Source organism: Rhizomonospora bruguierae (assembly GCF_018397995.1).
Classification (GTDB): Bacteria; Actinomycetota; Actinomycetes; order Mycobacteriales; family Micromonosporaceae; genus Rhizomonospora; species Rhizomonospora bruguierae.
The window spans coordinates 28050-53104 of record NZ_BBQH01000020.1 but is presented as its reverse complement, the minus strand read 5'-3'; the positions used below and the strand labels follow the sequence as shown (position 1 = coordinate 53104).

Annotated in this window: 23 protein-coding genes and 1 pseudogene; 10 read left to right on the top strand and 14 right to left on the bottom strand. The window is 73.5% G+C overall.

Annotated features, from left to right (window positions below; translation table 11 throughout):
* Nucleotides 1-14 precede the first annotated feature (14 nt).
* Nucleotides 15-962 carry an NUDIX hydrolase gene (locus tag KJS59_RS11345; protein WP_213452797.1) on the bottom strand — a complete coding sequence of 316 codons (948 nt, stop codon included), beginning with the start codon at nucleotides 960-962 and terminating at the stop codon, nucleotides 15-17.
* Between the two features lie 174 nt (nucleotides 963-1136).
* Here KJS59_RS11345 and KJS59_RS11340 point away from each other — a divergent pair, with 174 nt between their 5' ends.
* The gene (locus KJS59_RS11340; RefSeq protein WP_213452796.1) at nucleotides 1137-1349 is read left to right on the top strand and encodes a PspC domain-containing protein; all 213 of its coding nucleotides are present in this window, start codon (nucleotides 1137-1139) and stop codon (nucleotides 1347-1349) included.
* A gap of 16 nt (nucleotides 1350-1365) precedes the next feature.
* On the opposite strand, the gene guaA is transcribed toward KJS59_RS11340, so the two are convergent.
* A complete protein-coding gene (gene guaA, locus KJS59_RS11335; protein ID WP_213452795.1) occupies nucleotides 1366-2919 on the bottom strand; it encodes a glutamine-hydrolyzing GMP synthase in 1554 nt (517 codons plus the stop codon).
* Between the two features lie 11 nt (nucleotides 2920-2930).
* Nucleotides 2931-4260, bottom strand: a pseudogene (locus KJS59_RS11330) (FAD-dependent oxidoreductase).
* Between the two features lie 112 nt (nucleotides 4261-4372).
* Between KJS59_RS11330 and KJS59_RS11325 the strand changes: the two are divergent.
* Complete coding sequence (locus KJS59_RS11325; RefSeq protein ID WP_213452794.1) at nucleotides 4373-5485, top strand: LCP family protein; 1113 nt, start codon at nucleotides 4373-4375, stop codon at nucleotides 5483-5485.
* On the opposite strand, the gene KJS59_RS11320 is transcribed toward KJS59_RS11325, so the two are convergent.
* The 3 genes from KJS59_RS11320 to guaB are packed head-to-tail and all read right to left on the bottom strand — an operon-like array spanning nucleotide 5482 to nucleotide 9537.
* Entirely contained in the window at nucleotides 5482-6951 is a 1470-nt protein-coding gene (locus KJS59_RS11320; protein ID WP_249714052.1) for a M1 family metallopeptidase, read from the bottom strand. The genes KJS59_RS11325 and KJS59_RS11320 overlap by 4 nt on opposite strands.
* Nucleotides 6941-8059, bottom strand: coding sequence for a GuaB3 family IMP dehydrogenase-related protein (locus tag KJS59_RS11315; protein WP_213452793.1), 1119 nt, complete (start codon nucleotides 8057-8059; stop codon nucleotides 6941-6943). The genes KJS59_RS11320 and KJS59_RS11315 overlap by 11 nt, the downstream gene beginning before the upstream one ends.
* Before the next feature lie 11 nt (nucleotides 8060-8070).
* Nucleotides 8071-9537 carry an IMP dehydrogenase gene (gene guaB, locus KJS59_RS11310; RefSeq protein WP_213452907.1) on the bottom strand — a complete coding sequence of 489 codons (1467 nt, stop codon included), beginning with the start codon at nucleotides 9535-9537 and terminating at the stop codon, nucleotides 8071-8073.
* 227 nt (nucleotides 9538-9764) lie between these two features.
* Here guaB and KJS59_RS11305 point away from each other — a divergent pair, with 227 nt between their 5' ends.
* Nucleotides 9765-10196, top strand: coding sequence for a DUF5319 domain-containing protein (locus KJS59_RS11305; protein WP_213452792.1), 432 nt, complete (start codon nucleotides 9765-9767; stop codon nucleotides 10194-10196).
* Nucleotides 10197-10295: 99 nt separating this feature from the next.
* Here the strand turns inward: KJS59_RS11305 and KJS59_RS11300 are convergent, their stop codons facing one another.
* Nucleotides 10296-11060 carry a helix-turn-helix transcriptional regulator gene (locus tag KJS59_RS11300; RefSeq protein WP_249714051.1) on the bottom strand — a complete coding sequence of 255 codons (765 nt, stop codon included), beginning with the start codon at nucleotides 11058-11060 and terminating at the stop codon, nucleotides 10296-10298.
* A gap of 260 nt (nucleotides 11061-11320) precedes the next feature.
* Here KJS59_RS11300 and KJS59_RS11295 point away from each other — a divergent pair, with 260 nt between their 5' ends.
* Nucleotides 11321-11707 (top strand): WhiB family transcriptional regulator, encoded by a 387-nt coding sequence (locus KJS59_RS11295; protein WP_213452790.1) that lies wholly within the window; start codon nucleotides 11321-11323, stop codon nucleotides 11705-11707.
* Between the two features lie 54 nt (nucleotides 11708-11761).
* Here the strand turns inward: KJS59_RS11295 and KJS59_RS11290 are convergent, their stop codons facing one another.
* The 3 genes from KJS59_RS11290 to groES form a co-directional block, all read right to left on the bottom strand.
* Nucleotides 11762-13270: a molybdopterin-dependent oxidoreductase gene (locus KJS59_RS11290; RefSeq protein ID WP_213452789.1), complete on the bottom strand. Its 1509-nt coding sequence runs from the start codon at nucleotides 13268-13270 to the stop codon at nucleotides 11762-11764.
* Nucleotides 13271-13455: 185 nt separating this feature from the next.
* On the bottom strand, nucleotides 13456-15096 hold the full coding sequence (groL, locus tag KJS59_RS11285; RefSeq protein ID WP_213452788.1) for a chaperonin GroEL: 1641 nt from the start codon (nucleotides 15094-15096) through the stop codon (nucleotides 13456-13458).
* A 71-nt stretch (nucleotides 15097-15167) separates the two neighbouring features.
* On the bottom strand, nucleotides 15168-15482 hold the full coding sequence (gene groES, locus KJS59_RS11280) for a co-chaperone GroES (RefSeq protein ID WP_213452787.1): 315 nt from the start codon (nucleotides 15480-15482) through the stop codon (nucleotides 15168-15170).
* A 231-nt stretch (nucleotides 15483-15713) separates the two neighbouring features.
* Here groES and KJS59_RS11275 point away from each other — a divergent pair, with 231 nt between their 5' ends.
* From KJS59_RS11275 to KJS59_RS11250, 6 genes are all read left to right on the top strand, one after another.
* Complete coding sequence (locus KJS59_RS11275) at nucleotides 15714-16883, top strand: class I SAM-dependent methyltransferase (RefSeq protein WP_249714050.1); 1170 nt, start codon at nucleotides 15714-15716, stop codon at nucleotides 16881-16883.
* Nucleotides 16884-16889: 6 nt separating this feature from the next.
* Nucleotides 16890-17372, top strand: coding sequence for a Cys-tRNA(Pro) deacylase (gene ybaK, locus KJS59_RS11270; protein ID WP_213452785.1), 483 nt, complete (start codon nucleotides 16890-16892; stop codon nucleotides 17370-17372).
* 363 nt (nucleotides 17373-17735) lie between these two features.
* Entirely contained in the window at nucleotides 17736-18836 is a 1101-nt protein-coding gene (locus KJS59_RS11265; RefSeq protein WP_213452784.1) for a sugar ABC transporter substrate-binding protein, read from the top strand.
* A gap of 129 nt (nucleotides 18837-18965) precedes the next feature.
* Nucleotides 18966-19772, top strand: a complete 807-nt coding sequence (locus tag KJS59_RS11260) for an ATP-binding cassette domain-containing protein (RefSeq protein WP_213452783.1) — start codon at nucleotides 18966-18968, stop codon at nucleotides 19770-19772.
* Entirely contained in the window at nucleotides 19769-21025 is a 1257-nt protein-coding gene (locus KJS59_RS11255) for a sugar ABC transporter permease (protein WP_213452782.1), read from the top strand. Before KJS59_RS11260 ends, KJS59_RS11255 begins: the two co-directional genes overlap by 4 nt.
* Nucleotides 21026-21074: 49 nt before the next feature.
* Nucleotides 21075-22271 carry an ROK family protein gene (locus KJS59_RS11250; protein ID WP_213452781.1) on the top strand — a complete coding sequence of 399 codons (1197 nt, stop codon included), beginning with the start codon at nucleotides 21075-21077 and terminating at the stop codon, nucleotides 22269-22271.
* A gap of 305 nt (nucleotides 22272-22576) precedes the next feature.
* On the opposite strand, the gene KJS59_RS11245 is transcribed toward KJS59_RS11250, so the two are convergent.
* Genes KJS59_RS11245 through tsaB form a run of 4 tightly spaced genes read right to left on the bottom strand, consistent with a single transcriptional unit; the run spans nucleotide 22577 to nucleotide 25035 of the window.
* Complete coding sequence (locus KJS59_RS11245) at nucleotides 22577-22831, bottom strand: hypothetical protein (RefSeq protein ID WP_213452780.1); 255 nt, start codon at nucleotides 22829-22831, stop codon at nucleotides 22577-22579.
* A gap of 11 nt (nucleotides 22832-22842) precedes the next feature.
* Nucleotides 22843-23889: a tRNA (adenosine(37)-N6)-threonylcarbamoyltransferase complex transferase subunit TsaD gene (tsaD, locus tag KJS59_RS11240; protein ID WP_213452779.1), complete on the bottom strand. Its 1047-nt coding sequence runs from the start codon at nucleotides 23887-23889 to the stop codon at nucleotides 22843-22845.
* The gene (rimI, locus tag KJS59_RS11235) at nucleotides 23882-24322 is read right to left on the bottom strand and encodes a ribosomal protein S18-alanine N-acetyltransferase (protein ID WP_213452778.1); all 441 of its coding nucleotides are present in this window, start codon (nucleotides 24320-24322) and stop codon (nucleotides 23882-23884) included. Before rimI ends, tsaD begins: the two co-directional genes overlap by 8 nt.
* Entirely contained in the window at nucleotides 24319-25035 is a 717-nt protein-coding gene (gene tsaB / locus KJS59_RS11230; protein ID WP_213452777.1) for a tRNA (adenosine(37)-N6)-threonylcarbamoyltransferase complex dimerization subunit type 1 TsaB, read from the bottom strand. The genes rimI and tsaB overlap by 4 nt, the downstream gene beginning before the upstream one ends.
* Between the last annotated feature and the right edge of the window lie 20 nt (nucleotides 25036-25055).

The following is a 25055-nucleotide window of genomic DNA, read 5'->3' as shown; positions in this document are numbered from 1 at the left end:
CGGCGCCAGCGGGTTCAGCGCAGGCGGGCGGCGCGGGTCGCCTCGGCGGTCACCTCGGTCAGCTCGTCCTCGCCGAGGGTGGCCAGCTCGGCGGTGCCGAACCAGTGCGCCTCGCTGGTCGAGCCGCCCTCGTCGTGCACCCGCGGCGCGGTCGGCTCGTCCACCGCGACCCGGTAGAACGCGCGCACGCCGTGCCAGTCGATCGGGTAGCCCTCGGGGCCGAGCGAGGCCGCGTCCCGGTGGCTGGCCACCCCGAGCAGCTCGACCAGCCGGCCACGCTGGCCGGTCTCCTCCAGCAGTTCGCGGATCAGCGCGGCGCCGGGCTGCTCGCCGTAGTCGGTGCCGCCGCCGGGCAGGTGCCAGCGCCCGGCGCCCGGGTACCCCGGCGCGATCCGGGTCAGCAGCACCCGGTTCGCCGGATCGCTGGCGACCGCGTACGCGGCGAACCGCTGGGCCCGGTGCAGCCCGTCCGGCCCCGGAACGGCGTAGAACGACGGGAACTCGGGCGGCTCCTCCGGCCGCAGGTCGATCGGGGCGGGCGGCAGGCCGAGCGCGGCCGCGGTGAACGGGCGCAGCGACAGGCGGGCCATCTCCGCCGGGTTCAGCCAGCGGGCCAGGTCCGTGGGCTGCCCGACCCGGTCGCAGAGTGTGCCGCCGCGCACGGTCACCTCGTACAGCAGGCGGTCGGTGTGGATGGTGACGCCGCGGTGCGGCATGGACCGCATGTCGGCCAACACGTCCCGCAGCCCCCGGACCGCCACCGAGAGCCCCGTCTCGGCGGCCGTCTCGCGGACCACCGTGTCGTTCGGGTTCTCGCCGTGCGCCACGGCGCCGCCGGGCAGCGACCAGACGCCCGGGGTCCCCGACCGGGGGGATGCCCGGACCAGGAGGTACCGGCCCTCGGGGTCGGTGCAGACGGCGTAGGCCGCGATGCGACGCAGCGGCTCCAGCGCGGGGGTCACGGCCCGGAGTCTGCCCGACATATGTGACATCTTTCCGTCGATTGTCGGATTCCTGACAAGACATGATCACCGAAACCGGTCCGGTGATCACCGTGTGCCGTCCGGCGGAAATCAGGGCCCCACTCGGGGCGGTCACCGAGGCCACCGGGGTACCCGGCGGGGACCGTTGGAGCCATGACCGAGACCTACCGCCGCCTCGCCCGCCCGCACACCGACCGGATGCTCGCCGGCGTGCTGGCCGGCGTCGCCCGCTACGTCGGCGCGGACGTCACCGCGATCCGCGTCATTTTCGCCGTCGGCGTCCTGCTCACCTGGGGCACGCTGGCGCTCGCCTACCCCATCGCCTGGCTGCTGATGCCGGAGGACCCGCCGCCGGCCGGCTCGTGAACGCCCTCCGTGGTGCTCACTCCCACTCGATGGTGCCCGGTGGCTTGCTCGTCACGTCCAGGACCACCCGGTTCACCTCCGGCACCTCGTTCGTGATCCGGGTGGAGATCCGGGCGATCAGGTCGTACGGCAGCCGGGACCAGTCGGCCGTCATCGCGTCCTCGCTGGCGACCGGGCGCAGCACCACCGGGTGGCCGTAGGTGCGCCCGTCGCCCTGCACCCCGACCGAGCGCACGTCCGCCAGCAGCACCACCGGGAACTGCCAGACCTCCCGGTCCAGCCCGGCGGCGGTCAGCTCGGTGCGGGCGATCAGGTCGGCGGCGCGCAGCAGCGCCAGCCGCTCCCGGGTCACCTCGCCGATGATCCGGATGGCCAGGCCGGGCCCGGGGAACGGATGCCGCCAGACCATCGCTTCGGGCAGCCCGAGCTGGGCGCCGACCGCCCGCACCTCGTCCTTGAACAGCGTCCGCAGCGGCTCGACCAGGTGGAACTGGAGATCCTCCGGGAGCCCGCCCACATTGTGGTGGGACTTGATGTTCGCGGTGCCCGACCCGCCGCCGCTCTCCACCACGTCCGGGTAGAGCGTCCCCTGGACCAGGAACTCCACGTCGCCGTGCGCGGCCAGCTCGCGGGCGGCGCCCTCGAAGGCGCGGATGAACTCCCGACCGATGATCTTCCGCTTGGCCTCCGGGTCGGTCACGCCCGCCAGGGCGGCGAGGAACGTCTCGGACGCGTCCACCACCTTCAGCCGGATGCCGGTGGCGGCGACGTAGTCCTTCTCGACCTGCTCGGCCTCGCCGGCGCGCAGCAGCCCGTGGTCGACGAACACGCAGGTGAGCTGGTCGCCGACGGCCCGGTGCACCAGGGCGGCGGCGACCGCGGAGTCCACACCGCCGGAGAGCCCGCAGATCACCTGCTTGTCGCCCACCCGGGCGCGGACCGCGGCGACCTGCTCCTCGATCATGTTGCCGGTGGTCCAGGTCGGCTCGATCCCGGCGATGTCGTACAGGAACCGGGTGAGCACGGTCTGGCCGTGCTCGGTGTGCGCCACCTCGGGGTGGAACTGCACCCCCGCGCGGCGCCCGGCCGTGTCCTCGAAGGCGGCCACCGGCGCGCCCGCGGAGCCCGCCGTGACGGCGAAGCCGGTCGGCGCCTCCGTGACGCAGTCCCCGTGGCTCATCCAGACCGGCAGCTCGCCGGGCAGGTCGCGCAGGAGCACGCCCGCCTCCGGGCGGGCGGTCAACCGGGTACCGCCGAACTCCCGCTGCCCGGTGTGCGCCACCGTCCCGCCCAGCGCCAGCGCCATCGCCTGGAACCCGTAGCAGATGCCGAACACGGGCACGCCGGTCTCGAACAGGCCCACGTCCACCCGGGGCGCCCCCGGCTCGTACACGCTGGAGGGGCCGCCGGAGAGGATGATCGCGGCCGGGTTCTTCGCCAGCATGTCGGCGACCGGCATGGTGTGCGGCACGATCTCCGAGTAGACCCGCGCCTCGCGCACCCGCCGGGCGATCAGCTGGGCGTACTGGGCACCGAAGTCGACCACCAGGACGGGACGGGGCAGGCTCATGTCCGCCAAGCCTACCGATCCGGTGCGTCACCGATTCGCAGGGCCGCCGGGGCGCCGGCCGGGACGGCGGGGTGTCGCGGCGGCACCGGGGCGACCCGGCGGTACGGCTCGCCCTGGGCGGGGCGCGGGTCGGGCTCGCCCCGGTTGGGCCACATCGACATCACGCGTTCCGCCTGGGCGGTGATGGTGAGCGACGGGTTGACGCCGAGGTTGGCCGAGACGGCGGCACCGTCCACCACGTGCAGGCCCGGGTACCCGTACACCCGGTGGTGCGGGTCGACCACGCCGGTCTCCGGGTCACCGCGCCGCCCGGCACGCCGCCGATCTCCTCGGCGAGCAGGCGCACCGCCCGGTTGCCGGCGGGGATCCAGGTGGGGTTGGGTGCGCCGTGCCCCCGGGTCGCCACCAGCCGCCGCCGGCCCAGCCAACCGCGCCGGTACCGGGTGGTGAGCGAGTTGTCGGCGGACTGCATGACCAGGGCGATCACGGTGCGGCGGGACCAGTCCCGCACCGACAGCAGCCGCAGGGAGGTCAGCGGGCGCCCGGCGAGGGTGCCGAGCCACCGCAGGACCCGGTGCGGCCCGCCGTCGGTGAGCGCGGACTGGAGCAGGCCCATCGCGTTGGCGCCGCGCCCGTACCGGACCGGCTCGATGTGGGTCTGCGGGTCGGGGTGGAAGGAACTGGTGATGGCGACGCCGCCGGTGAAGTCGAGACCGCGCCGGCGGGCGTCCGGGCGCGGCACGGCGGCGCCGAGGATGGCCAGCCGGCGCGCTCGGGGCCCGCGCCGCCGAAGTACGGGTCGGGCACGACCTCGCCTCGTCCGATGTGGGCTCCGACCGGGGCGCGGTGGACCGTGTGTCCCAGGCCCATCCGCTCGGCGACCGCGCGCATCGCCCGGTCCGCCTCGGTCTCCACCGGGTACGTGGTGACGCCGAGCGTCCGCTTCGCCCGGTCGTAGTGCGGGGCCAGTTCGGCGCACCAGTCCGTGATGTCCCGCCACTGCGGGTCGGCGTAGAACTCGGGCAGCGGCTCGTAGAGCGTGTTGGCGTAGACCAGCGAGCCGCCGCCGACGCCCGCGCCGGAGAGCACCAGCACCCCGGCGCCGCGCCCGCCGGCCCGCCGCCCCGCGGAGCGGAGCAGGTCGATGCGCTGGATGCCGTACCAGCCCAGCCGGGGCGCCCAGAGGAACCGGGGCAGCCGCCACGAGGTTCGCGGAAACTCCCCGTCCGCGTACCGCCGGCCCGCCTCCAGCACCGCGACCGAGTAGCCCTTCTCCACCAGTCGCAGCGCGGTGACCGCGCCGCCGAACCCGGAACCGACGACCACGACGTCGAACTCCATGACCGCATCATTACCGACCGGTAGCCCCCCGGCCACCACCCGATGGAGAGGGCGTGTCCCCCTCGCGCCATCGGCGTCCGTTACATTCGGCGCCACGCGAGAGGGGTTCAGCATGACGTGGACGCACCGGCGAGCCATCCTCCTGGCCGCGACGCTGGTCGCCGCGGTGGCGATCGGCGGCACGGCGGTGGCGGTGGCCGTGCACCGGTACGGCGTGCCGCAGGAGGACCTGCTCGGCGAGGCCGGCGCGACCCCGGCGGCCACCACGGCGAGCCCCACCCCCAGCCCGACCCCACCGCCCGGCGCGCGGATCACGGGTCCGCTGAACATCCTGCTCGTCGGGGTGGACACCCGGGAGAGCGTCCCCGGGTGGGAGCCACACTCGGACTCCGTCGTCGTCATGCACGTCGACGAGACCCTGGGCAGCGCGTACCTCACCTCGCTCCCCCGCGACCTGGTCGTCGACATCCCGGCGTTCCCGAAGGCCAACTTCCCCGGCGAACGCACCAAGCTGACGCACGCGATGAGCTACGGCAGCCGGGTGCCCGGCGACCGCCAGCACCCGAACACCGCGCAGGGCTTCCAGCTGCTGGCCAAGACCGTCAGCGCGTACACCGGGATCAAGACCTTCAACGCCGGCGCCGTGCTCACCTTCCGCGGGCTGCGCACCCTCGTCGACGCGGTCGACGGCATCGACCTGTACGTGGACCAGCGCACCCCGTCGATCCACCTGCAGCCGAACGGCAAGGGCCGGCCGCCGGGCGGCGACCACGGGTACAGCGGCCCGAAGATGGTGTACGAGAAGGGCAACCGGCACCTGGTCGGCTGGCAGGCGCTGGACTTCGCGCGGCAGCGGTACCTGCCCGGCGGCGACTACACCCGGCAGCGCCACCACCAGCAGGTCATCGCCGCGCTGATCCGCAAGATCTTCTCGTTCGACGTGGTGGCCAACCCGGTCAAGCTGGACGCCGTGCTGCACGCGATCAAGGCCGGGTTCACCTTCGACGGGCGCGGCTACACCGTCGCGGACTGGGCGTACGCGCTGCGGAACCTGCGACCGGAGAACCTGACCATGGTGGCGCTGCCCGGCGGCGGCGTCGGCTCGGGCGGCGGCTACCGGGGCGAACGGCTCGAACCGGTGGCCAAGGACTACTTCAAGGCGGTACGCGGCGATGCGGTGGCCGGCTTCGTCGCCACCCACCCGAAGCTGGTGGTAAAGCGTTAGGGGCGCGGCGGCCGGGCGGGCCGGTACAGCCAGGCGTCGAACAGCGGGCCGAGTTTCTTGCCGGACACCCGCTCGGCCAGGGCGACGAACTCCTGGGTGGCGCCGTTGCCGTCCCGCCGCTGCTCCAGCCAGGCCCGCACGATGCCGGAGAACGCCGCGTCGCCGACGGCCCTCCGCAGGGCGTGCACGGTCATCGCGCCGCGCTGGTACACGGCCCGGTCGAAGAGTCGCTCCGGGCCCGGGTCGCCGGGCGGCACGGCCCAACCGGCCCCGTCGTACGCGCGGTCGAACATCTGCTGCACGGTCGGGCCGCCGGTGTGCTCGGACCACAACCACTCGGCGTAGGTGGCGAAGCCCTCGTTCAGCCAGATGTCCCGCCAGCCGTGGATCGACACGCTGTCGCCGAACCACTGGTGGGCCAGTTCATGCGCCACCACCCCGAGCCCGTCGCCGCCACCGTCGAAGAACGACGCCGCGTAGACCGGCCGGGACTGCGTCTCCAGCGCGTACCGGATCCGATCGTCGTTGATCACGATGCCGCCGTACGCGTCGAACGGGTACGGGCCGAACTGGCTGCTCAGGTAGTCCACGACCAGCCCGGTCCGGGCCATCGCCCGGTCCGCCACGCCGCCCTCGGGCAGCGACTCGGCCACCGCGGTCACCATCGGCTTGCCGGCGTGCTCCCCGGTCGTCACCCGGTACCTCCCGATGACCGCCGTGACCAGGTAGCTGGCCATCGGCGCGGACTCCGACCACCGCCACGTGGTCCAGCCACCGGACCTGCTGGTGCCGGTCAGCACGCCGTTGCTGAGCGCGGCCAGTCCGTCCGGGACGGTGAGTTCCAGCCGGTACGTGGCCTTGTCCAGCGGGTGGTCATTCACCGGGAACCAGGTGCTCGCCGACTCGGGCTGGCCGAGCGCGATCGCGCCGTCCGCGGTGCGCTGGAAGCCGCCCGTGCCGAGGCTGGGGTTGGTGAAGGGGCGGGGCCGGCCGCCGTACCTGACCTCGGTGGTAAAGGTGGCGCCGGTGGGGATGCCCGCCGCCGGCGTGATGATCAGTTCGCCGGCCTCGGACCGGTGCGCCGCCGCCGCGCCGTCCACCGTCACCGCGGACACCGGCTGGTTGGACAGGTCCAGGTTGAAGCGGGACAGGTTCTGTGTCGCCGTGGCGGTGATCGTGGCGTCCCCGGCGAGGGTGTCCCGCGCCGGGTCGTACCGCACCTTCAGCAGGTAGCTGAGGACGTCGTACCCGCCGTTGCCGTAGGTGGGGAAGTACGGGTCGCCGATGCCGGCCGCCCCGGGCTTGAACTCCCGCCCGTCGCCGGCGGCGGACGAGGGCCCGCCGCCGGGCGTGCTGGCGGGCGCCTCCGTGCAGCCGGCGACGAGCACGACCACCGCGACCAGCGCCGCGAGGGCGCCCCGCCGGGCGGCCGGCAGGGCCGCCCGGGCGCCCCGATCAACGGTCAAGGACGAGGCCCACCCGCTGGAACTCCTTCAGGTCCCGGTAGCCGGTCTTAGCCATCGCCCGGCGCAGGCCGCCGAACAGGTTGAGCTGACCGTCCGGCTCGTCGGCCGGCCCGTACAGCAGCTTCTCCATCGGGCCCAGCGCCTCGCCCGCCACGCCGAACGCCCCGCGCGGCAGCTGCGGGTGGCTGGCCGCCGAATGCCACCACGCGCCGCCGGCCGGGGCCTCCGCGGCCAGCGACAGCGGCTCGCCCAGCATCACCGCGTCCGCGCCACAGCCCAGCGCCTTCGCGATGTCGCCGGAGGTCTGCACGTCGCCGTCCGCGATCAGGTGCACGTACCGGCCGCCGGTCTCGTCCAGGTAGTCCCGCCGGGCGGCGGCCGCGTCGGCGATCGCCGTCGCCATCGGCACCCGGATGCCGAGCACCGTCTCGGTCGTGGACCACTCGTCGCCGCCGATGCCGACGATCACGCCGGCCGCGCCGGTGCGCATCAGGTGCAGGGCGGTCTTGTAGTCCGTGCAGCCGCCGGCGACCACCGGCAGGTCCAGGTCCGCGATGAACTCCTTGAGGTTCAGCGGCTCGTCCGTGGTCGACACGTGCTCCGCGGAGACCAGCGTGCCCTGGATGACCAGGATGTCCACCCCGGCGTCCAGGATCACCGGGGCCAGCGCGAGGGTGTGCTGCGGGGAGACCCGCACCGCCACGGTCACGCCGCCCGCACGGATCTGCCGGACCCGCTCGCCGATCAGCTCCGGCTTGATCGGCTCGGCGTAGACCTCCTGGAGCCGCCGGGTCGCCGGCGCGTCCTCGTCCAGGGCGGCCAACTCCTCCAGGAGCTTGGTTGGGTCCTCGTACCGGGTCCACAGCCCCTCGACGTTGAGCACGCCGAGACCGCCGAGCCGGCCGAGCATGACCGCCGTCTCCGGGCTCATCGTGGCGTCCGACGGGTGCGCCACGCACGGGATCCGGAACGGGTACGCGTCGAGCTGCCAGGCGGTGGAGACGTCGTCCACGTCCCGGGTGCGCCGGCTCGGGACGATCGCGACGTCGTCCAGGTGGTACCCGCGCTGTGCGGTCTTGCCGAGGCCGATCTCGACCACGTCTCGCATCGGTTCTCCTCTTAGCGGGAGTGGTAGTTGGGCGCCTCGACGGTCATCTGGATGTCGTGCGGATGGCTCTCCTTGAGCCCCGCCGCGGTGATCCGGATCAGCCGGCCGCGGCGCTGCAGCTCGACGATCGACTCCGCGCCCACGTAGAACTGCGCCTGGCGCAGGCCACCGACCAGCTGGTGGGCCACGGAGGCGAGCGGTCCCCGGTACGGCACCTGGCCCTCGATCCCCTCCGGGATCAGCTTGTCGGCCTGGTGCACGTCCGCCTGGAAGTAGCGGTCCTTCGAGTACGACTGGGCCGCCGAGCCGCGGGCCAGCATGGCGCCCAGCGAACCCATCCCCCGGTACGACTTGTACTGCTTGCCGTTCATGAAGATCAGCTCGCCGGGGCTCTCCTCGCAGCCGGCGAGTAGCTGGCCGACCATGACGGTGTCGGCGCCCGCGACGATCGCCTTGGCGATGTCGCCCGAGTACTGGATCCCGCCGTCGGCGATGACCGGCACGCCAGCCGGGCGGCAGGCGCTGGCGGCCTCCATGATCGCGGTGATCTGCGGGACGCCCACCCCGGCGACCACCCGGGTGGTGCAGATGGCGCCCGGACCCACGCCCACCTTCACCGCGTCGACGCCGGCCTCGACGAGCACCTTCGCGCCCGCGTAGGTGGCCACGTTGCCGCCGACGAGCTGCACGCCGGTGTCCTTCTTCAGGCGCCGGATCAGCTCCGGCACCGCGCGGTTGTGGCCGTGCGCGGTGTCCACCATGATCACGTCCACGCCGGCGTCGACCAGCACGCGGGCCCGCTTGTACCCGTCCTCGCCCACGCCCACGGCGGCCGCGACCCGCAGCCGGCCGGCGTCGTCCTTGGCGGCGAGGGGGAACTGCTCGCTCTTGGCGAAGTCCTTGACCGTGATCAGGCCGCGCAGCCGGCCGGCCTCGTCCACCAGCGGCAGCTTCTCCACCTTGTGCCGCTGGAGCAGGGCCAGCGCCTCGTCCTTGGCGACCCCGACCGGCGCGGTCACCAGCGGCATCGGGGTCATCACGTCCCGGACCAGGGTGGACTGGTGGTCGGCGACGAAGCGCATGTCCCGGTTGGTGACGATGCCGACCAGGTACCCCTCCGCGTCGGTCACCGGCAGGCCGGAGATGCGGTACCGGCCGCACAGCGCGTCCACGTCCCGCAGCGAGTGCTCGGGCGAGCAGGTCACCGGGTGGGTGATCATGCCGGATTCGGAGCGCTTCACCAGGTCGACCTGGGCGGCCTGGTCCTCGACGGACAGGTTCCGGTGCAGCACGCCGATGCCGCCCTGCCGGGCCATGGCGATCGCCATGCGCGCCTCGGTCACCGTGTCCATCGCGCTGGAGGCCAGCGGGATGTTCAGCCGGACCTCGCGGGTCAGTCGGGTCGCCGTGGTCACCTGGCTCGGGATCAGGTCGCTCTCCGCCGGCAGCAGCAGCACGTCGTCGAACGTCAGGCCCATCGGCAGCCCGTCGGCGAGGCCGGCCACGGCACCGCCGGGCGGCAGGTCCGCGGTCTGGTCGGCGGTCCGGGCGGCGAGGTCGGCAGTGCGGTGATCGGGCGAAAACTCCACTATTCTGTCCCCTCGGCGGCGTAGCGTTCATCGTACCCACTGACCTGGGCGGCCTCGCGTCCCATGCGCCCCGTGGCGGGCCGGCACGGGGCGGCTGGCGGGGCTAACGTGGAGTCGTGCACGATGAGCCGATCGATCCCTTCACCGGAGATCCCGCCGATCCCGCCGCGGAACTGGCCGACCCGGGCGATGACGCGCGCCCGGATCCGCTGACCTCGGCGGAGCGGCAGGACGTCCTGGAGGATCTGGCGGACCTGGAGATCTACCAGGCGCTGCTGTCCCCGATCGGCATCCGCGGCCTCATGATCGAGTGCGAGGACTGCCACGAGCCGCACTACTTCGACTGGGACCTGCTGCGCGGCAACCTGCGCCACCTGCTCGACTCCGGCCGCCCGCGGGTGCACGAGCCGGCCTACGACCCCGACCCGGAGCACTACGTGACGTGGGAGTACGCGCGGGGGTACGCCGACGGCGTGCACGACGCCCTCAGCGACGACTCCGACGACGATTCCGGCGACGGCGACCCGGCCGACGGCGATCGCGCCTGACCACTCCCACCCCACGCACGCCGCACCCACGCGAACGCCCCGCGTCTCCAGCGGGGCGTGAGGGGTGATGCGAGAGGGGGTACGAGGGGTGGGCGGGCGCTAGGAGACCAGCCCGGCGCGGAAGCCCGCCGCCACCGCATGCGCCCGGTCCCGCGCGCCGAGCTTGCGGAACAGCCGCCGCGCGTGGGTCTTGACGGTGTCCTCCGAGACGTACAGCTCCCGGCCGATCTCGGCGTTGCTCTTGCCGTCCGCCATGCCGTGGAGCACCTGTAGTTCCCGCTCGGTCAGCGCCACCCGGCGGGCCGTGGCGCCCACGGCGTCGCCGCGCTGGGCCGGGACGACCGGCGAGCTGAGCCGACCGGTGACCGACGGGCCCGGCTCCGCGTCGTCCAGCTTCATCGGCCCGCCGGGCAGGACCGGCGGGGTCAGGCCGCGGGTGCCGGCGGTGGAGCCGGCGGCGGCGGGCAGCGGGGTGATCGGCACGGCGGTGGCGCGCTGCGGCGGGCAGAGCAGCAGCAGCGCCCGGGCCACCACGCTGACCAACTCGTGCTCGCCGCCGCGGATGACCCCTCGGGCACCGGCGGCGACCGCGCCGGCGGCGACCCGCGGGTCCTCCGAGCCGAACAGGACGACCAGCGCCCGCGGCGCCCGCGCCAACACCCGCCGGGTGAACCCGATCGTGTCGGGGCGGCTGACCGCCGTGTCGGCGAGCACGACATCCACCGACCGCTCGGCCAGCCGCGCCATCGCCTCCGTCTCAGACAGGGCGGTTCTGACACCGGCACTGACCCCCAGCCGGGCGGCGCAACTGAGCACCGTCTGAGCCGCCATCGCCGTTCGAACGCACACCAGGACCGTACGCACTGTGATCCCTCATCTCCGGAGCGAATCCTCTCATTCAGAAGGACCAACGAGAGGTCGGATCATTGCGCGGCGGGTTGACGGGGGTCGGAAAACAGTGCACGAGTTCAAACATTACTTGGAGTATCAGTTTGACTACAAAATCGGTACGTGTGAGCACGAGATCCCGGGGGTAACAGGAGGGGCGCACGTCGGACCGACGCGTCCCGCGCGGCTCGCGACTGCCCGACAGCACGGTGCGCCGCGTGGGAGGAGGGTGCTCAATGTCAAACGTACGGAGACTGCCGGGCCCTATTTCGGACAAGTGGGACTGGCAGCGCCTGGGTGCGTGCCGCGGGCGGGACAGCGCCCAGTTCTTCCACCCCGACGGGGAGCGCGGCTCCTCCCGGAACCGGCGGGAGGCCAAGGCCAAGACGGTCTGCGGGGCCTGCCCGGTCCGCTCGGAGTGCGCGGCGCACGCCCTTTCGGTACGGGAACCATATGGGGTGTGGGGCGGGTTTTCCGAGGCAGAGCGGCTGCGGCTGCTGGCGATCGGCTGGGAGGACCTGGCCGACCGGTGGCAGCACCGGGTCGACCTGGCCCGGCTTGAGGCACGCCTGGGCAAGCCGCACAAGGCAGTACCCGCGCAGCGCCGCACCGAAGCGGCGTAGATCCCCCATACGCAGAGCGAGGCCGGCTCCGGATTCCCCCTCCGGAGCCGGCCGTCATGCTGTCACCGTCACCCGCACGGTGTGCCATCCGGTGGCCCCGTTGGGCGCCGGATCCGCCCGCGCCTCCGTCTGGACCTCGCCGGTCCCGTCGGTCGCGCGCACCTGGAGTTGGTGCTCGCCCGGGGTGGCCTCCCACCGCCAGGACCACTGCCGCCACGTGTCGGTCGAGACGGTGCCCGCCGGTCGCGCCTCATTCCACGGTCCACCGTCCACCCGGACCTCCACCCTGGAAACCCCCCGGTGTTGGGCCCACGCGACCCCGGCGACCATCACCTGCCCGGCCCGCACCGGGCCCCCCGGGCGCGGCGTGTCGATCCTGGACCCGGTCTTGACCGGCGCCTGGGCGGACCAGCCGCGCGGCACCCAGTACGCGTCGAAGTCGGCGAAGCTGGTCAGCTCCAGCTCCGTCACCCACTTGCACGCGGAGACGTAGCCGTACAGCCCCGGTACCACCATCCGGGCCGGGAAGCCATGCTCCAGCGGCAACGGCTCCCCGTTCATGCCGATCGCGAGCAGCGCGTCCCGCCCGTCCCGCAGCAGGGCGGTCGGCGCGCCGCAGGTGAACCCGTCCACCGAGCGGCCGACGACCTGGTCGGCGCCCGGCAGCGGGTCGGCCTCGTCGAGCAGTTCCCCGAGCGGGACACCCAGCCAGCGCGCGTTGCCGATCAGGTCGCCACCCACCTCGTTGGACACGCACGCCAGCGTCACCCAGCGCTCCACCATCGGCCGGGCCATGAGCTGGTCGAAGGTGAGCGTGAACGGGTGGCGCACCCGTCCGTGCACCCGCAGCGTCCACCGCGCCGGCGGCACCTGCGGCACGACGAGCGCCGTGTCGATGCGGTAGAAGGTCGCGTTCGAGGTGGCGTAGGGGGCGAGCTGCCGGATCCCGAGGTCGGCGCCCGGCGGCGGCGCCGGGGCCGGGCTCACCGGGGCGGGCAGCCGGATCCCTTCGCGGGCGGCGATCACCTCCCGCCGGGCCGCCAGCTGCCGGCCCACGTAGCCGACCACCGCCGCCCCGGCCAGCGTGCCGCCGACCAGCCAGAGGAACCGGCGCCGGCCGGGTTCGTCCCGGATCACCGGGCGGGGGCCCAGGTACCCCAGCGCCAGCACGGCGCCGGCGACCAGCCCGCCCGCCAGCGACGGCAGCGCCGCCGCCGGTCCGGCGTTGGGCCGGCTCGCCGCGGCCAGCACGCCGATCGCCGTGAACAGGGCCAGCCCGGCCATCCCGGACCAGAAGTGGCGCACCGCGAGGACGCCGACGGCGGCGGCGTAGGCGGCCAGCAGCACCGCCGTTCCGGCGATCAGGGCCTGCTTGTCGTGCACGCCGAACAGGTCGATCGCGAAGCTCTTGACCGGCTCCGGCACGTGGTCGACCACCACTCCGCCGACCGCGACCAGCGGCGCCGACCGGGGTCCGGTCGCCACGGCGACCGCCTCCGCCGCACCCAGCGCCGCGGCGGCCGCCGCGATACCCGTCAGCGCGCCCCGCGCCCACATCCGCATGGCTCACAGTCTGCGTCGCCGGGCGCGGAATCGTCCGCAACGATTGCGCCTGGACGCGAAAGGGCCCGCGCCAGCCGTGGCGCGGGCCCCTCGTGGTGCGGTCCTTCGTGTGTGGGCCCTTCTCGTGCGGGGCCCTCGTGCTGCTGTGGTGCTGCGGGCCGTGGTGCTGCGGGCCGTGGTGCGGGTCAGAAGCCCGGGCCGTGCTGGTGGCCGTGACCGTGGCCGTGGCCACCCGCGGGCGCCGGGGCCGGCGCCTCGGGCTTCTCGACCACCAGGCTCTCGGTGGTCAGCAGCAGCCCGGCGATCGACGCGGCGTTGGCGACCGCGTTGCGGGTCACCTTCACCGGGTCCAGCACGCCGGCCTTGGCCAGGTCGCCGAAGTCGCCGGTGGCGGCGTTGAGGCCGTAGCCCCAGTCGCCGTCGGCCACCCGGTTCACCACGACGCGGCCGTCGTGGCCCGCGTTCTCGGCGATCCAGCGCAGCGGCTCGGCCAGCGCCTTGCGGACGATCGACACGCCGACCGCCTCGTCGCCGGTCCGGCCGAGGCCCTCCGCCAGCACCGAGCCGACCTGGACGAGCGCGGCGCCGCCGCCGGGGACGGTGCCCTCCTCCACGGCCGCCTTGGTCGCCGCGATGGCGTCCTCGATGCGGTGCTTGCGCTCCTTCATCTCGACCTCGGTGGCCGCGCCGACCTTGACCACGGCGATGCCGCCGGAGAGCTTCGCCAGCCGCTCCTGCAACTTCTCCCGGTCCCAGTCGGAGTCGGATGCCTCGATCTCCTTGCGGATCTGCGCGACCCGGTCGGCGATCTCGCTCTCCTCGCCGCCACCGTCCACGATGGTGGTGTTGGCGTTGTCGACCACCACCCGGCGGGCGGTGCCGAGCACCTCCAGGCCGACGCTGTCCAGCTTGTAGCCCAGCTCGGCGGCGACCACGGCGCCGCCGGTCAGCAGCGCGATGTCCTGGAGCATGGCCTTGCGCCGGTCACCGAAGCCCGGCGCCTTGACCGCGACGACCTTGAAGGTCTTGCGGATCGCGTTCACCACCAGGGTCGCCAGGGCCTGACCCTCGACGTCCTCGGCGATGATCAGCAGCGGCTTGCCGGTCTGGGTGATCTTCTCCAGCAGCGGCAGCAGCTCCTCGACGGAGGAGATCTTCTGGGTGGTGATGAGGACGTGGGCGTCCTCGAGCACCGCCTCCTGCCCCTCCGCGTCGGTCACGAAGTGCGGGGAGATGAAGCCCTTGTCGAACTGCAGGCCCTCGGTGACCTCCAGCTCGGTGCCGAGCGTCGAGCCCTCCTCGACGGTGATCACACCGTCCTGGCCGACCCGCTCCATCGCCTCGCCGATCAGCTCGCCGATCGTGGCATCCTGCGCGGAGACGGTCGCCACATGGGCGACGGACTCCTTGCCGGTGACCGCGACCGCCCTGTCCAGCAGGGCCTGGGAGACGGCCTCGACGGCCGCGTCCATGCCCCGCTTGAGGCCGGTCGGGCTGGCGCCCGCGGCCACGTTGCGCAGGCCCTCGCGGACCATCGCCTGGGCCAGCACGGTCGCGGTGGTGGTCCCGTCGCCGGCGACGTCGTTGGTCTTGGTCGCCACCTCCTTGACCAGCTGCGCGCCGAGGTTCTCGTACGGGTTGGTGAGCTCGATCTCCTTGGCGATGGTCACGCCGTCGTTGGTGATCGTCGGGGCGCCGAACTTCTTGTCCAGCACCACGTTGCGCCCGCGCGGGCCAAGGGTCACCTTGACCGCGTCGGCGAGCGCGTTCACGCCGTGCTCGAGCAGGTGGCGGGCGTCATCCGAGAAGCTCAGGATCTTCGCCATCTATGTCCCTTCACGTACCAACGCCCCGGAGCCCCGCGATGGGGTCCGGGGCGTTGCGCACTGTCAGTTGGTCACTTCTCGATGACCGCGAGGACGTCGCGGGCGGAGAGCACCAGGTACTCCTCGCCGGCGTACTTGACCTCGGTGCCGCCGTACTTCGAGTAGATGACCGTGTCGCCGACCTTGACGTCAACCGGGATCCGGTTGCCGTGGTCGTCGACCCGGCCGGGGCCGACAGCGAGGACGGTGCCCTCCTGCGGCTTCTCCTTGGCGGTGTCGGGGATCACGATGCCCGACGCCGTGGTCGTCTCAGCCTCGTTCGCCTGGACCAGAATCCGGTCCTCGAGCGGCTTGATCGCAACCTTGGTCGCGGTAGTCACGGGCATACCCTCCTGGGGTACTTGGTTCGTCCCGCCGGGCGCCGCCCGGCGAATTCACACTGCCTCATGCCACCGGGCGGTGCCGTCGTCGCGGGTGCCGGTCCGCCTGGCGCTCAGCGCACCGGCGAGCGCCGGACACGCTGGCACCCTCGAAGGGAGAGTGCTAACCGAAGGTTATGCCGCCCGCTAGCACTCCGTCAAGGAGAGTGCCAGCCGTCATCCCCTAGTGTCGTGGTCGTGCGCCCCGAACTGTTCGCCCGGCTCGCCGCCCCGGAGGGCGAGCCGGTCCTGGCCGCGGCCACCCACGTGAGCCGGGGCGACCCGCTCGCCGCCGCCCAGGCGCTGCGCGCCCGCGGGGTACCCGCGGACCTGGGCGCCGCCGCCCTCACCCAGGTGGAGCTGCGGTCCCGCGCCGGGGCCAAGTTCGGCGCCGACGCGGCGCGCATGTTCTTCACCCGCGCCGGCCTCGAACAGGCCACCCGGGGGCCGGTCGCGGCCCGGCACGCCGCCCGCCTGGCCGCGGCGGGCGTGGGCACGCTGGTGGACCTCGGCTGCGGCATCGGCGCGGACACCCTCGCCGCCGCCCGCGCCGGCATCGCCGTCACCGCCGTCGAGGCCGACCCGCTCACGGCCGCGGTCGCGGCGGCCAACGCGGCCGCACTGGGCCTCGCGGACCGGGTCACGGTCCGGTGCGCGGATGCCACGGAGGTCGACCTGGCCGGCGCCGACGCGGTCTTCTGCGACCCGGCCCGCCGCACCGGCACCACCCGCGTCTTCGACCCGGCCGCGTACTCCCCACCCTGGGCGTTCGTCGCCGACCTGCCCCGCCGGGTCCCCCGGACGGTGCTGAAACTGGCGCCCGGCATCGACCACGCGCTGATCCCGGCCGGCGCCGAGGCGGAGTGGGTCAGCGTCAACGGGGACGTGGTGGAGGCCGCCGCCTGGTGCGGCCCGCTCGCCCGGGTACCGCGCCGCGCCACGCTGCTCGGCCGCGCCGAACTGACCGGCAGCGGCACCGCCGGGGCGCCGGTCGGACCCCCGCGCCGGTACCTGCACGACCCCGACGGGGCCGTGGTGCGGTCCCACCTGGTGGCCGAGTTCGCCGCGACGATCGGCGGGACCCTCGCCGACCCGTCCATCGCGTACGTGTACACCGACGAACCGGCGGCCACCCCGTACGCCCGCTGCCTGGAGATCGCCGAGCGGCTGCCCTTCTCGCTGAAGCGACTGCGCGCGGCCCTGCGCGAGCGCGGGGTCGGCCGGGTGGAGATCCTCAAGCGCGGCTCGGCGGTGGACGTGCAGCGGCTGCGCCGCGACCTGCGCCTGTCCGGCCCCGCCGCCGCCTCCGTCGTGCTGACCCGGGTGGCCGGCGCTCCGGTCGCGCTGATCGGCTCGCCGGTACCCTGACGTCCCGTGGCATCCAAGGGCACCCCGGCGACCGCGCTGCTGACCAAGCAGAAGGTGTCGTTCACCGCGCACACCTACCGGGTCGACCCGCGCGCCGCGTCGTACGGCGAGGCCGCCGCCGAGGCCCTCGGCGTGCACCCGGGCCGCCTGTTCAAGACCCTGGTCGCCACCGTGGACGGCCGGCTGTGCGTGGGCATCGTCCCGGTCGCCGCCACCCTGAACCTCAAGGCGCTGGCCACCGCGCTCGGCGGCAAGCGCGCGGCCATGGCCGAGCCGGCCGCCGCCGAGCGGGCCACCGGCTACGTCACCGGCGGCATCTCCCCGTTCGGCCAGCGCACCCGCCTGCCCAGCGCCCTGGACGCGTCGGCGAACGAGTGGCCCACGATCTACGTGTCGGGCGGCCGCCGCGGGCTCCAGGTGGAGGTCGCGCCCGCGGATCTCATCCGGCTGACTTCCGCCGCCGTCGCCCCCATCGCCACCGCCCGCTAACCCCCACCCCGCCCTTCCTGATCGTCGATCGTGGACTTGCGCTGGGCGAAAACGCCCTGAATCCGGCCGAACTAGGCGCCACAACTCCAAGCTCGGCGGGGTGGGGACGGGATGGGAGCTACGTTGCTGAATTGTTATGCCGGGCAACAAATTCGCGCCTGAGCGCGTCTTGCGGGGCATCGGTCCCGCGGAATACGTTGCCGGACACAACAAAACGCTTCGATCCCGAGCGGCGCCACCCGGGCCGGCACACCCGGAAGCGACGGATCGCGGCCGCGCGACCAGAGCAAGGCAACCCGAGCGCCACCCGCCGCCGCCCCCGGCAGCACAGCACACCACCCCACCCACCGAAAGGATCCAGCAATGCGCAGAGGGATGTTTGCCCTCGCCGCCGCCGGCCTGCTGGTCACGGGCACGCTTGCCGCCTGTGGCGACAGCGGGTCGGACGGCAGCGGCTCCGGCGACAACGCCAAGGAGCCCAAGATCGGCGTCATCCTCCCCGACAGCGCCTCGTCGGACCGCTGGGAGACCGCCGACCGCAAGTACCTGGAGGAGGCATTCAAGGCCGCCGGCGTCAAGTACGAGATCCAGAACGCGCAGGGCGACGTGGAGGCGTTCCAGCGCCTGGCCGACCAGATGATCACCAACGGCGCGACCGTCCTGATGATCACCAACCTGGACTCCGGCACCGGCAAGACCGTGCTCGACAAGGCCAAGTCGCAGGGCGTGGCCACCATCGACTACGACCGGCTCACGCTGGGTGGCTCCGCGCAGTACTACGTCAGCTTCGACAACGAGGCGGTCGGCCAACTGCAGGGCGAGGGCCTGGTGAAGTGCCTGACCGACGCGGGCGTCAAGACCCCGACGGTGGCCGAGCTGAACGGCGCGCAGACCGACAACAACGCCACCCTGTTCAAGAACGGCTACGACGGCGTGCTGCAGCCCAAGTACGACTCCGGCGAGTTCACGAAGGGCCCGGACCAGTGGGTCCCGAAGTGGGACAACGCCCAGGCGGGCACGCTGTTCGAGCAGATGCTGACCCAGACCGGCGGCAAGATCGACGGCGTGCTGGCGGCCAACGACGGCCTCGGCAACGCGGTCATCTCGGTGCTGAAGAAGAACAAGCTGAACGGCCGGGTCCCGGTGACCGGCCAGGACGCCACCGTGCAGGGCCTGCAGAACATCCTCGCCGGCGACCAGTGCATGACCGTCTACAAGGCGATCAAGAAGGAGGCGGACGCGGCGTCCGAGCTGGCGATCTCGCTGGCCAAGGGCACGCCGAAGCAGGTCGACGGCAAGGTGCACGACCCGGACGGCAACCGTGACGTCCCGTCGGTGCTGCTGACCCCGGTCGCCATCACCAAGGAAAACGTCAAGGACGTGGTGGCCGACGGCTTCGTCACCAAGGAGGAGCTGTGCACCGCGGCCTACGCGGCGGCCTGCACCGCGGCCGGCATCAGCTGACCCGGTAACCCTGCGATCCGGCGCCGCCCGGGCACGTCGACCGTGCCGGGCGGCGCCGGGCCCGGTGCCGGCGCCGGTACCGCGCCAGCCGCCGCCGGGAGAAGGACACCAGCGAAGGAGAGCACCGACGTGTCCGCGACACCCCTGTTGGAACTGCGCGGGATCGACAAGAGCTTCGGCCCGGTCCAGGTTCTGCGCGACGTCGCCCTGTCCGCCTACCCGGGCGAGGTGACCGCGCTCGTCGGCGACAACGGCGCCGGCAAGTCCACGCTCGTCAAGTGCATCAGCGGGATCTACGCCACCGACGCCGGCGAGTTCTTCTTCGAGGGCCAGCCCGTGCAGATCAACAGCCCGCGGGACGCGTCGGCGCTGGGCATCGAGGTCGTCTACCAGGACCTCGCGCTCTGCGACAACCTCGACATCGTGCAGAACATGTTCCTGGGCCGGGAGAAGCGCTCCGGCCTGGTCCTGGACGAGGCCACGATGGAGCAGCTGGCCGGGCAGACCCTGGCCGGGCTGTCGGTGCGTACGGTCAAGTCGCTGCGCCAGCACGTGTCCAGCCTCTCCGGCGGCCAGCGGCAGACCGTGGCGATCGCCAAGGCCGTGCTGTGGAACAGCAAGCTGGTCATCCTCGACGAGCCCACGGCGGCGCTCGGCGTGGCGCAGACCGCGCAGGTCCTCGAACTGGTCCGCCGGCTCGCCGACCGGGGGCTGGCGGTCATCCTGATCTCGCACAACATGAACGACGTGTTCGCCGTCTCGGACCGGATCGCCGCGCTCTACCTGGGCCGGATGGCCGCGCAGGTCAAGACCAACGAGATCACCCACGCGCAGGTGGTGGAGCTGATCACGGCGGGGCGCAGCGGCCAGCTCGGCCTGCGCGACGAGAACGGCACCGAGTACGCGGACCTCACCACCCCGGGAGCCGACGCATGACCGCCCTCGCCGAGAAGGACCCGGCCCCGATCGCCGCGCCGCAGGCGACGGTCGGCGGCCACGTCCGGGACTACATCGGCCGCGTGCGCGGCGGGGACATCGGCCCCCTGCCGGCCATCATCGGCCTGCTGGTGCTGTGCACGTTCTTCTCGATCGTGCGGCCGGCGTTCCTGACCCCGCGCAACTTCGCCAACCTGTTCACCCAGGGCGCCCCGGTCGCGATCATCGCGATGGGGCTGATCTTCGTGCTGCTGCTCGGCGAGATCGACCTGTCCGCGGGGTTCACCAGCGGCGTCTGCGCCGCCGTGCTGGCGGTCCTGCTGACGTACCACGGCTGGCCCTGGTACGGCGCGGTGCTGGCCGCGATCCTCACCGGCGTCGTGATCGGCTTCGTGCTGGGCTTCCTGGTGTCCAAGGTGGGCGTGCCGTCGTTCGTCGTCACGCTGGCGGCATTCCTGGGCTTCCAGGGCGTCCTGCTGCTGCTGATCCGCGGCGGCACCAACGTCAGCGTCGCGGACCCGGTGATCCGGGCGATCGAGAACAACAACCTGCCGCCGTGGCTGGGCTGGGCGCTGACCGTGTTGGCCATCGCCGGCTTCGCCGCCGTGCAGCTCGTGCGGTACGGCAACCGGGCCAAGCGCGGGCTGACCACCGAACCGCTACCGGTCGTGCTGTTCCGGGTGGCGGTGCTGGGCGGGCTGCTGCTGTTCGCGATGTACGTGCTCAACCTCGAGCGCAGCATCAATACGATCATCACCTCGGTGAAGGGCGCACCCATCGTCATCGTGCTGGTCGGACTGCTGCTGGTGCTCGGCACGTTCGTGCTGTCCCGGACCACCTACGGCCGGCACGTGTACGCGGTCGGCGGCAACGCCGAGGCGGCCCGCCGCGCCGGCATCAACGTGGACCGCATCCGCATCTCGGCGTTCGTCGTCGGCTCGAGCCTGGCGTCCATCGGCGGCATCGTGCTGGCCAGCAAGGGCGGCTCGGTCGACCCGAACACCGGCGGCAGCAACACCCTGCTGTACGCGGTGGGCGCGGCCGTCATCGGCGGTACCAGCCTGTTCGGCGGCAAGGGCAAGATCCGGGACGCGGTGCTCGGCGGCGCGGTCGTGGCGGTCATCGACAACGGCATGGGCCTGCTGGACTTCAGCTCCGGCGTCAAGTTCTGCACCACGGGCGTCGTGCTGCTCGCGTACGCCGGCGTGGATGCGCTGTCCCGCCGCAGGGCCGCGGCCACCGGTAACCGATGAACGCGCGCTCCGCAGCGTGGCGGGCGCGGCGATAGGCGGTAGGACGGCGATGCGTGCCGGCCCCAGCCAGGAAGAGATCCGGCGGCAGAACCTCGGGGCGCTGCTGCGGTACGTGCACGTGCACGGTGCCACGGCGCGCAGTGAGCTGACCACCATGCTCCGGCTCAACCGCAGCACGATCGGCGCGCTCACCGCCGACCTGGCCGCGGCCGGCCTGGTCGGCGAGGGCCTGCCGAACCAGACCGGCCGGGCCGGGCGACCGTCGCTGGTCGTCCGGCCCGAATCGGAGCGGGTCTACGCGTACGCGCTGAGCATCGAGGTGGACCGGCTGCTGGCGGCCCGGGTCGGGCTGGGCGGGCGGATCCTGGACCAGCGCCAGGCCGACCGCCCCCGGGGCAGCGCACCGGGCGACGCGGTCGCCCCGCTGGCCGCCTTCGTCAAGGAGATGCACCACGCGGTGCCGCCCGGCTCCCGGTACGTGGGCGCCGGCGTGGCCGTCTGCGGGTTGGTCCGCCGGGCCGACGGGATGGTCCTGCTCACCCCGGGCGGCGGCTGGGTGGACCGGCCGCTGGGCGCCGCTCTCGCCGCCGAGCTGGACGGGGACGGGACGATCACGGTCGGCAACGCGGCGGACGTGGCGGCGCTGGCCGAGTACACCCGGGGTGCCGCCGCCGGCTGCGAGAACTTCATCTACCTGTACGGGGACGTGGGCATCGGCGCCGGCATCCTGGCCGGGGGCCGGCGGGTGACCGGGCACGGCGGGTACGGCGGCGAGGTGGGCCACATGGTGGTCCACCCCGGCGGGTGGCCGTGCGGCTGCGGGTCCCGCGGCTGCTGGGAGACGGAGATCGGCGAGTACGGGCTGCTCCAGGCGACGGGGCGGCAGGGCGGCAGCGGCCGGGAGGCGGTGCTGGCGGTGCTGGACGCGGCCGCCCGCGGCGACGCCCAGGCGCAGACCGGGGTCCGCCACGTCGGCGACTGGCTGGGCTTCGGCGTGGCGAACCTGGTCAACATCTTCAACCCGGAGATGGTCATCTTCGGCGGCACCCTGCGGGACGTGTACCTCGCCGCGGCCGCCCAGGTGCGCAGCCGGCTGAACTCGATGGCGCTGCCCGCCTGCCGGGAGCACGTCCGGCTGCGCACGCCCGGGCTCGGCGACGACGCGCCGCTGCTGGGCGCCGCCGAGCTGGCGTTCGAGCAGTTCCTCGCCGATCCGCTGGCCAGCGAGGGTGAGCCGGCCGCCTGACCCGGGCGCTACCCGAGCCCGTGACCCGGGAGCTACGCCCGAGCCCGGCCGCCTGACCCGGGAAACCTACCCGCCGAGCCGGCCGGCGGCATCGGAACCGCCGCCGGTCACGGCGACGAGTTGCTCGTCACCCTCGCCATCGCCGGGGCGGCGCCGCTGCTGGTCGTCCTCGTACGGCAGCGCCTCGGCGGCGGGCCACCAGGCCGGTCCGCGCCGCGCTGTCGGTGGTGACCAGCACCAAGATGTCTTTGCAATGGGTTCTTTGCCATCGACGGCGCGGCCGACCCCGTGACCGCGAACGGTTGTCAGCGGTCGACGGGGGTGAAGTCCCAGGAACGGGGCTCGCGGGCGACCAGGCCGGCCGGCGGCGCGGCCAGCTCGACCGGCTGCATGCGCCACCGGGAGACCACCACGATCCGGTGGTCGGTGGACGAGAACACCTCGCTGGCCACGTGCTGCGGCAGCACCTCCACCCCGGGCAGCGCGGTGTCGCACACCCACGACAGCAGTTCGTTGAAGCGCTCCGGCCGCGCCCGGACCTCCCACATGCGCGCGATCACGTCGCGCGACATTACACGCTCACCACGGTCAGCGGCATGGCCGAATCGGCGGGCAGGTCCAGCCGGCTGGGCGCCACCCCGGCGGCGACCAGATGCGACCCGAGCGCCGCCACCATCGCCCCGTTGTCCGTGCACAGCTTGGGCCGCGGCACCCGCACGGTGATCCCGTGCTTCGCGCAGCGATCCTCGGCCAGCGCCCGCAGCCGCGAGTTCGCCGCCACCCCACCGCCGATCACCAGCGTCCCGATCCCGTGCGCGCGGCAGGCGTCGATCGCCTTCGCGGTCAGCACGTCGCAGACCGCCTCCTGGAAGCTGGCCGCCACGTCCGGCACCGGCACCGGCTCGCCGGCCCGCTCGCGCGCCTCCACCCAGCGGGCGACCGCGGTCTTCAGCCCGGAGAACGAGAAGTCGAACCGGTGCGCCGCGAGATCCTTCGGCGCGGTGAGCCCGCGCGGGAACCCGATCGCGTCCGGCTCGCCCTCCCGGGCCGCCCGGTCGATCGGCGGGCCGCCCGGGAACGGCAGCCCGAGCAGGCGGGCCACCTTGTCGAACGCCTCGCCGGCCGCGTCGTCGATGGTGGCGCCGAGCGGCTGGACACCGCCGGCCAGGTCGTCCACCAGCAGCAGCGACGAGTGCCCGCCGGAAACCAGCAACGCGATCGCCGGCTCCGGCAGCGGGCCATGCTCCAGCCTGTCCACGGCCACGTGCGCGGCGAGATGGTTCACGCCGTAGATCGGCTTCTCGGCGGCCACCGCGTACCCCTTGGCCGCCGCCACCCCGACCAGCAGCGCCCCGGCCAGCCCCGGCCCGGCGGTCACGGCGATCGCGTCCACGTCGGCGAGGGTCACCCCGGCCTCGTCCAGCGCCCGCCGCATCGTCGGGACGATCGCCTCCAGGTGCGCGCGGCTGGCCACCTCGGGCACCACCCCGCCGAACCTGGCGTGTTCGTCCACGCTGGACGCGAGCGCGTCGGCGAGCAGGGTGTGCCCGCGCACCACGCCCACGCCCGTCTCGTCGCAGGACGTCTCGATTCCCAGCACCAACGGTTCGTCAGCCATCACGCATCATCACCAGAGCATCCGTATTACTCGGCTGGTAGTAGCCCCTGCGCACGCCCACCGGCTCGAAGCCGTGCGCGGCGTACAACTTCTGCGCCGGGGCGTTGGTCACGGCCACCTCCAGCAGGACCCGGCGCGTGTCGCGCCGCTCCGCCTCGGCCAGCAACTCGCCAAGCAGCGCCCGCCCGATCCCGCCCCGCTGCGCGTTCCGGCGCACCGCGAGGTTCTGCACCCACGCCTCGTCCGGCGGGCTCACCGCCAGCCCCGCGTACCCCAGCAGGCTCTCGTCCTCATCGACGGCGGCCACGTAGTGGTGCCCGTTGGCCAACTCGCTCCAGAACATCGCCGCCGACCACCGCTCCTGGCCGAACAGGTCCGCCTCGATGGGCAGCACGTCCGAGATGTGCCACCAGCGGAACCGCTGGATCCTCATGCCTGGAGGACGGGTTTCCGCCCCGCCGCCGCCACCGCGTCCGGCCGCCGCAGGTACAGCGGCGTCAACCGCTCGCCGGGCCGCCCCGCACGCACCCGCTCCGCCGCCAGCGCGGCGAGCGCCTCCGCCGTCGGGTACCGCGGCTCGTCCAGCAGCGCGAGCGGCAGCACCGCGGCGTACTTGTGGGCGCCCTCCCCGATCGCGCTCAGCACGCCCATCCGGGCCACCGCCGCCGCCACGTCGACGGGCCGCCCCACCTGCGGCTCGGTCACCCGCACCCGGTCCGCGTACACGGCCCAGTAGATCTCCCGTCGCCGTGCGTCGGTCGCCGCGAGCACCTTCCCCGGGGCCGCTCTCCCCGGGCCGTTGACCCGCGCCGCGGACCACCCGAGCGCGTCCAGCGAGCACACGCCGTAGGTGGGAATGTCCAACGCCTGGCCCATCCCGGCCGCGGTGACCAGACCCACCCGCAGCCCGGTGAACGGCCCCGGCCCCAGCCCGGCGACGATCGCCGCCAGGTCCCGCGGCCGCGCGCCGATCTCCCGGAGGACCGAATCCACCTGGGGCGCCAGCAGTTCCCCGTGTGCGCGCGCGTCCACCGCGCTGCGCCCGGCCCGCACCACAACGCCGGGGTCCCCCACACCGGGCTCCCCGACCTCGACCACCGCCGCGGTCACCGCCGGGGTCGCCGAATCCAGCACCAGTACGAGCACAGCTATCCACCCTAGCGCCC

What these genes read in the sequence shown, in the direction of transcription:
- KJS59_RS11265 (WP_213452784.1), top strand. Translation starts at nt 17,736, where the DNA reads ATGCGCAGAGGGATGTTTGCCCTCGCCGCCGCCGGCCTGCTGGTCACG.
- rimI (WP_213452778.1), bottom strand. Translation starts at nt 24,322, where the DNA reads ATGAGGATCCAGCGGTTCCGCTGGTGGCACATCTCGGACGTGCTGCCC.
- KJS59_RS11315 (WP_213452793.1), bottom strand. Translation starts at nt 8,059, where the DNA reads ATGCGAGACGTGGTCGAGATCGGCCTCGGCAAGACCGCACAGCGCGGG.
- KJS59_RS11340 (WP_213452796.1), top strand. Translation starts at nt 1,137, where the DNA reads ATGACCGAGACCTACCGCCGCCTCGCCCGCCCGCACACCGACCGGATG.
- KJS59_RS11295 (WP_213452790.1), top strand. Translation starts at nt 11,321, where the DNA reads ATGTCAAACGTACGGAGACTGCCGGGCCCTATTTCGGACAAGTGGGAC.
- KJS59_RS11255 (WP_213452782.1), top strand. Translation starts at nt 19,769, where the DNA reads ATGACCGCCCTCGCCGAGAAGGACCCGGCCCCGATCGCCGCGCCGCAG.
- tsaD (WP_213452779.1), bottom strand. Translation starts at nt 23,889, where the DNA reads ATGGCTGACGAACCGTTGGTGCTGGGAATCGAGACGTCCTGCGACGAG.
- KJS59_RS11290 (WP_213452789.1), bottom strand. Translation starts at nt 13,270, where the DNA reads ATGCGGATGTGGGCGCGGGGCGCGCTGACGGGTATCGCGGCGGCCGCC.
- guaA (WP_213452795.1), bottom strand. Translation starts at nt 2,919, where the DNA reads ATGAGCCTGCCCCGTCCCGTCCTGGTGGTCGACTTCGGTGCCCAGTAC.
- KJS59_RS11250 (WP_213452781.1), top strand. Translation starts at nt 21,075, where the DNA reads ATGCGTGCCGGCCCCAGCCAGGAAGAGATCCGGCGGCAGAACCTCGGG.
- guaB (WP_213452907.1), bottom strand. Translation starts at nt 9,537, where the DNA reads ATGGGCCTGACGTTCGACGACGTGCTGCTGCTGCCGGCGGAGAGCGAC.
- groL (WP_213452788.1), bottom strand. Translation starts at nt 15,096, where the DNA reads ATGGCGAAGATCCTGAGCTTCTCGGATGACGCCCGCCACCTGCTCGAG.
- KJS59_RS11325 (WP_213452794.1), top strand. Translation starts at nt 4,373, where the DNA reads ATGACGTGGACGCACCGGCGAGCCATCCTCCTGGCCGCGACGCTGGTC.
- groES (WP_213452787.1), bottom strand. Translation starts at nt 15,482, where the DNA reads ATGCCCGTGACTACCGCGACCAAGGTTGCGATCAAGCCGCTCGAGGAC.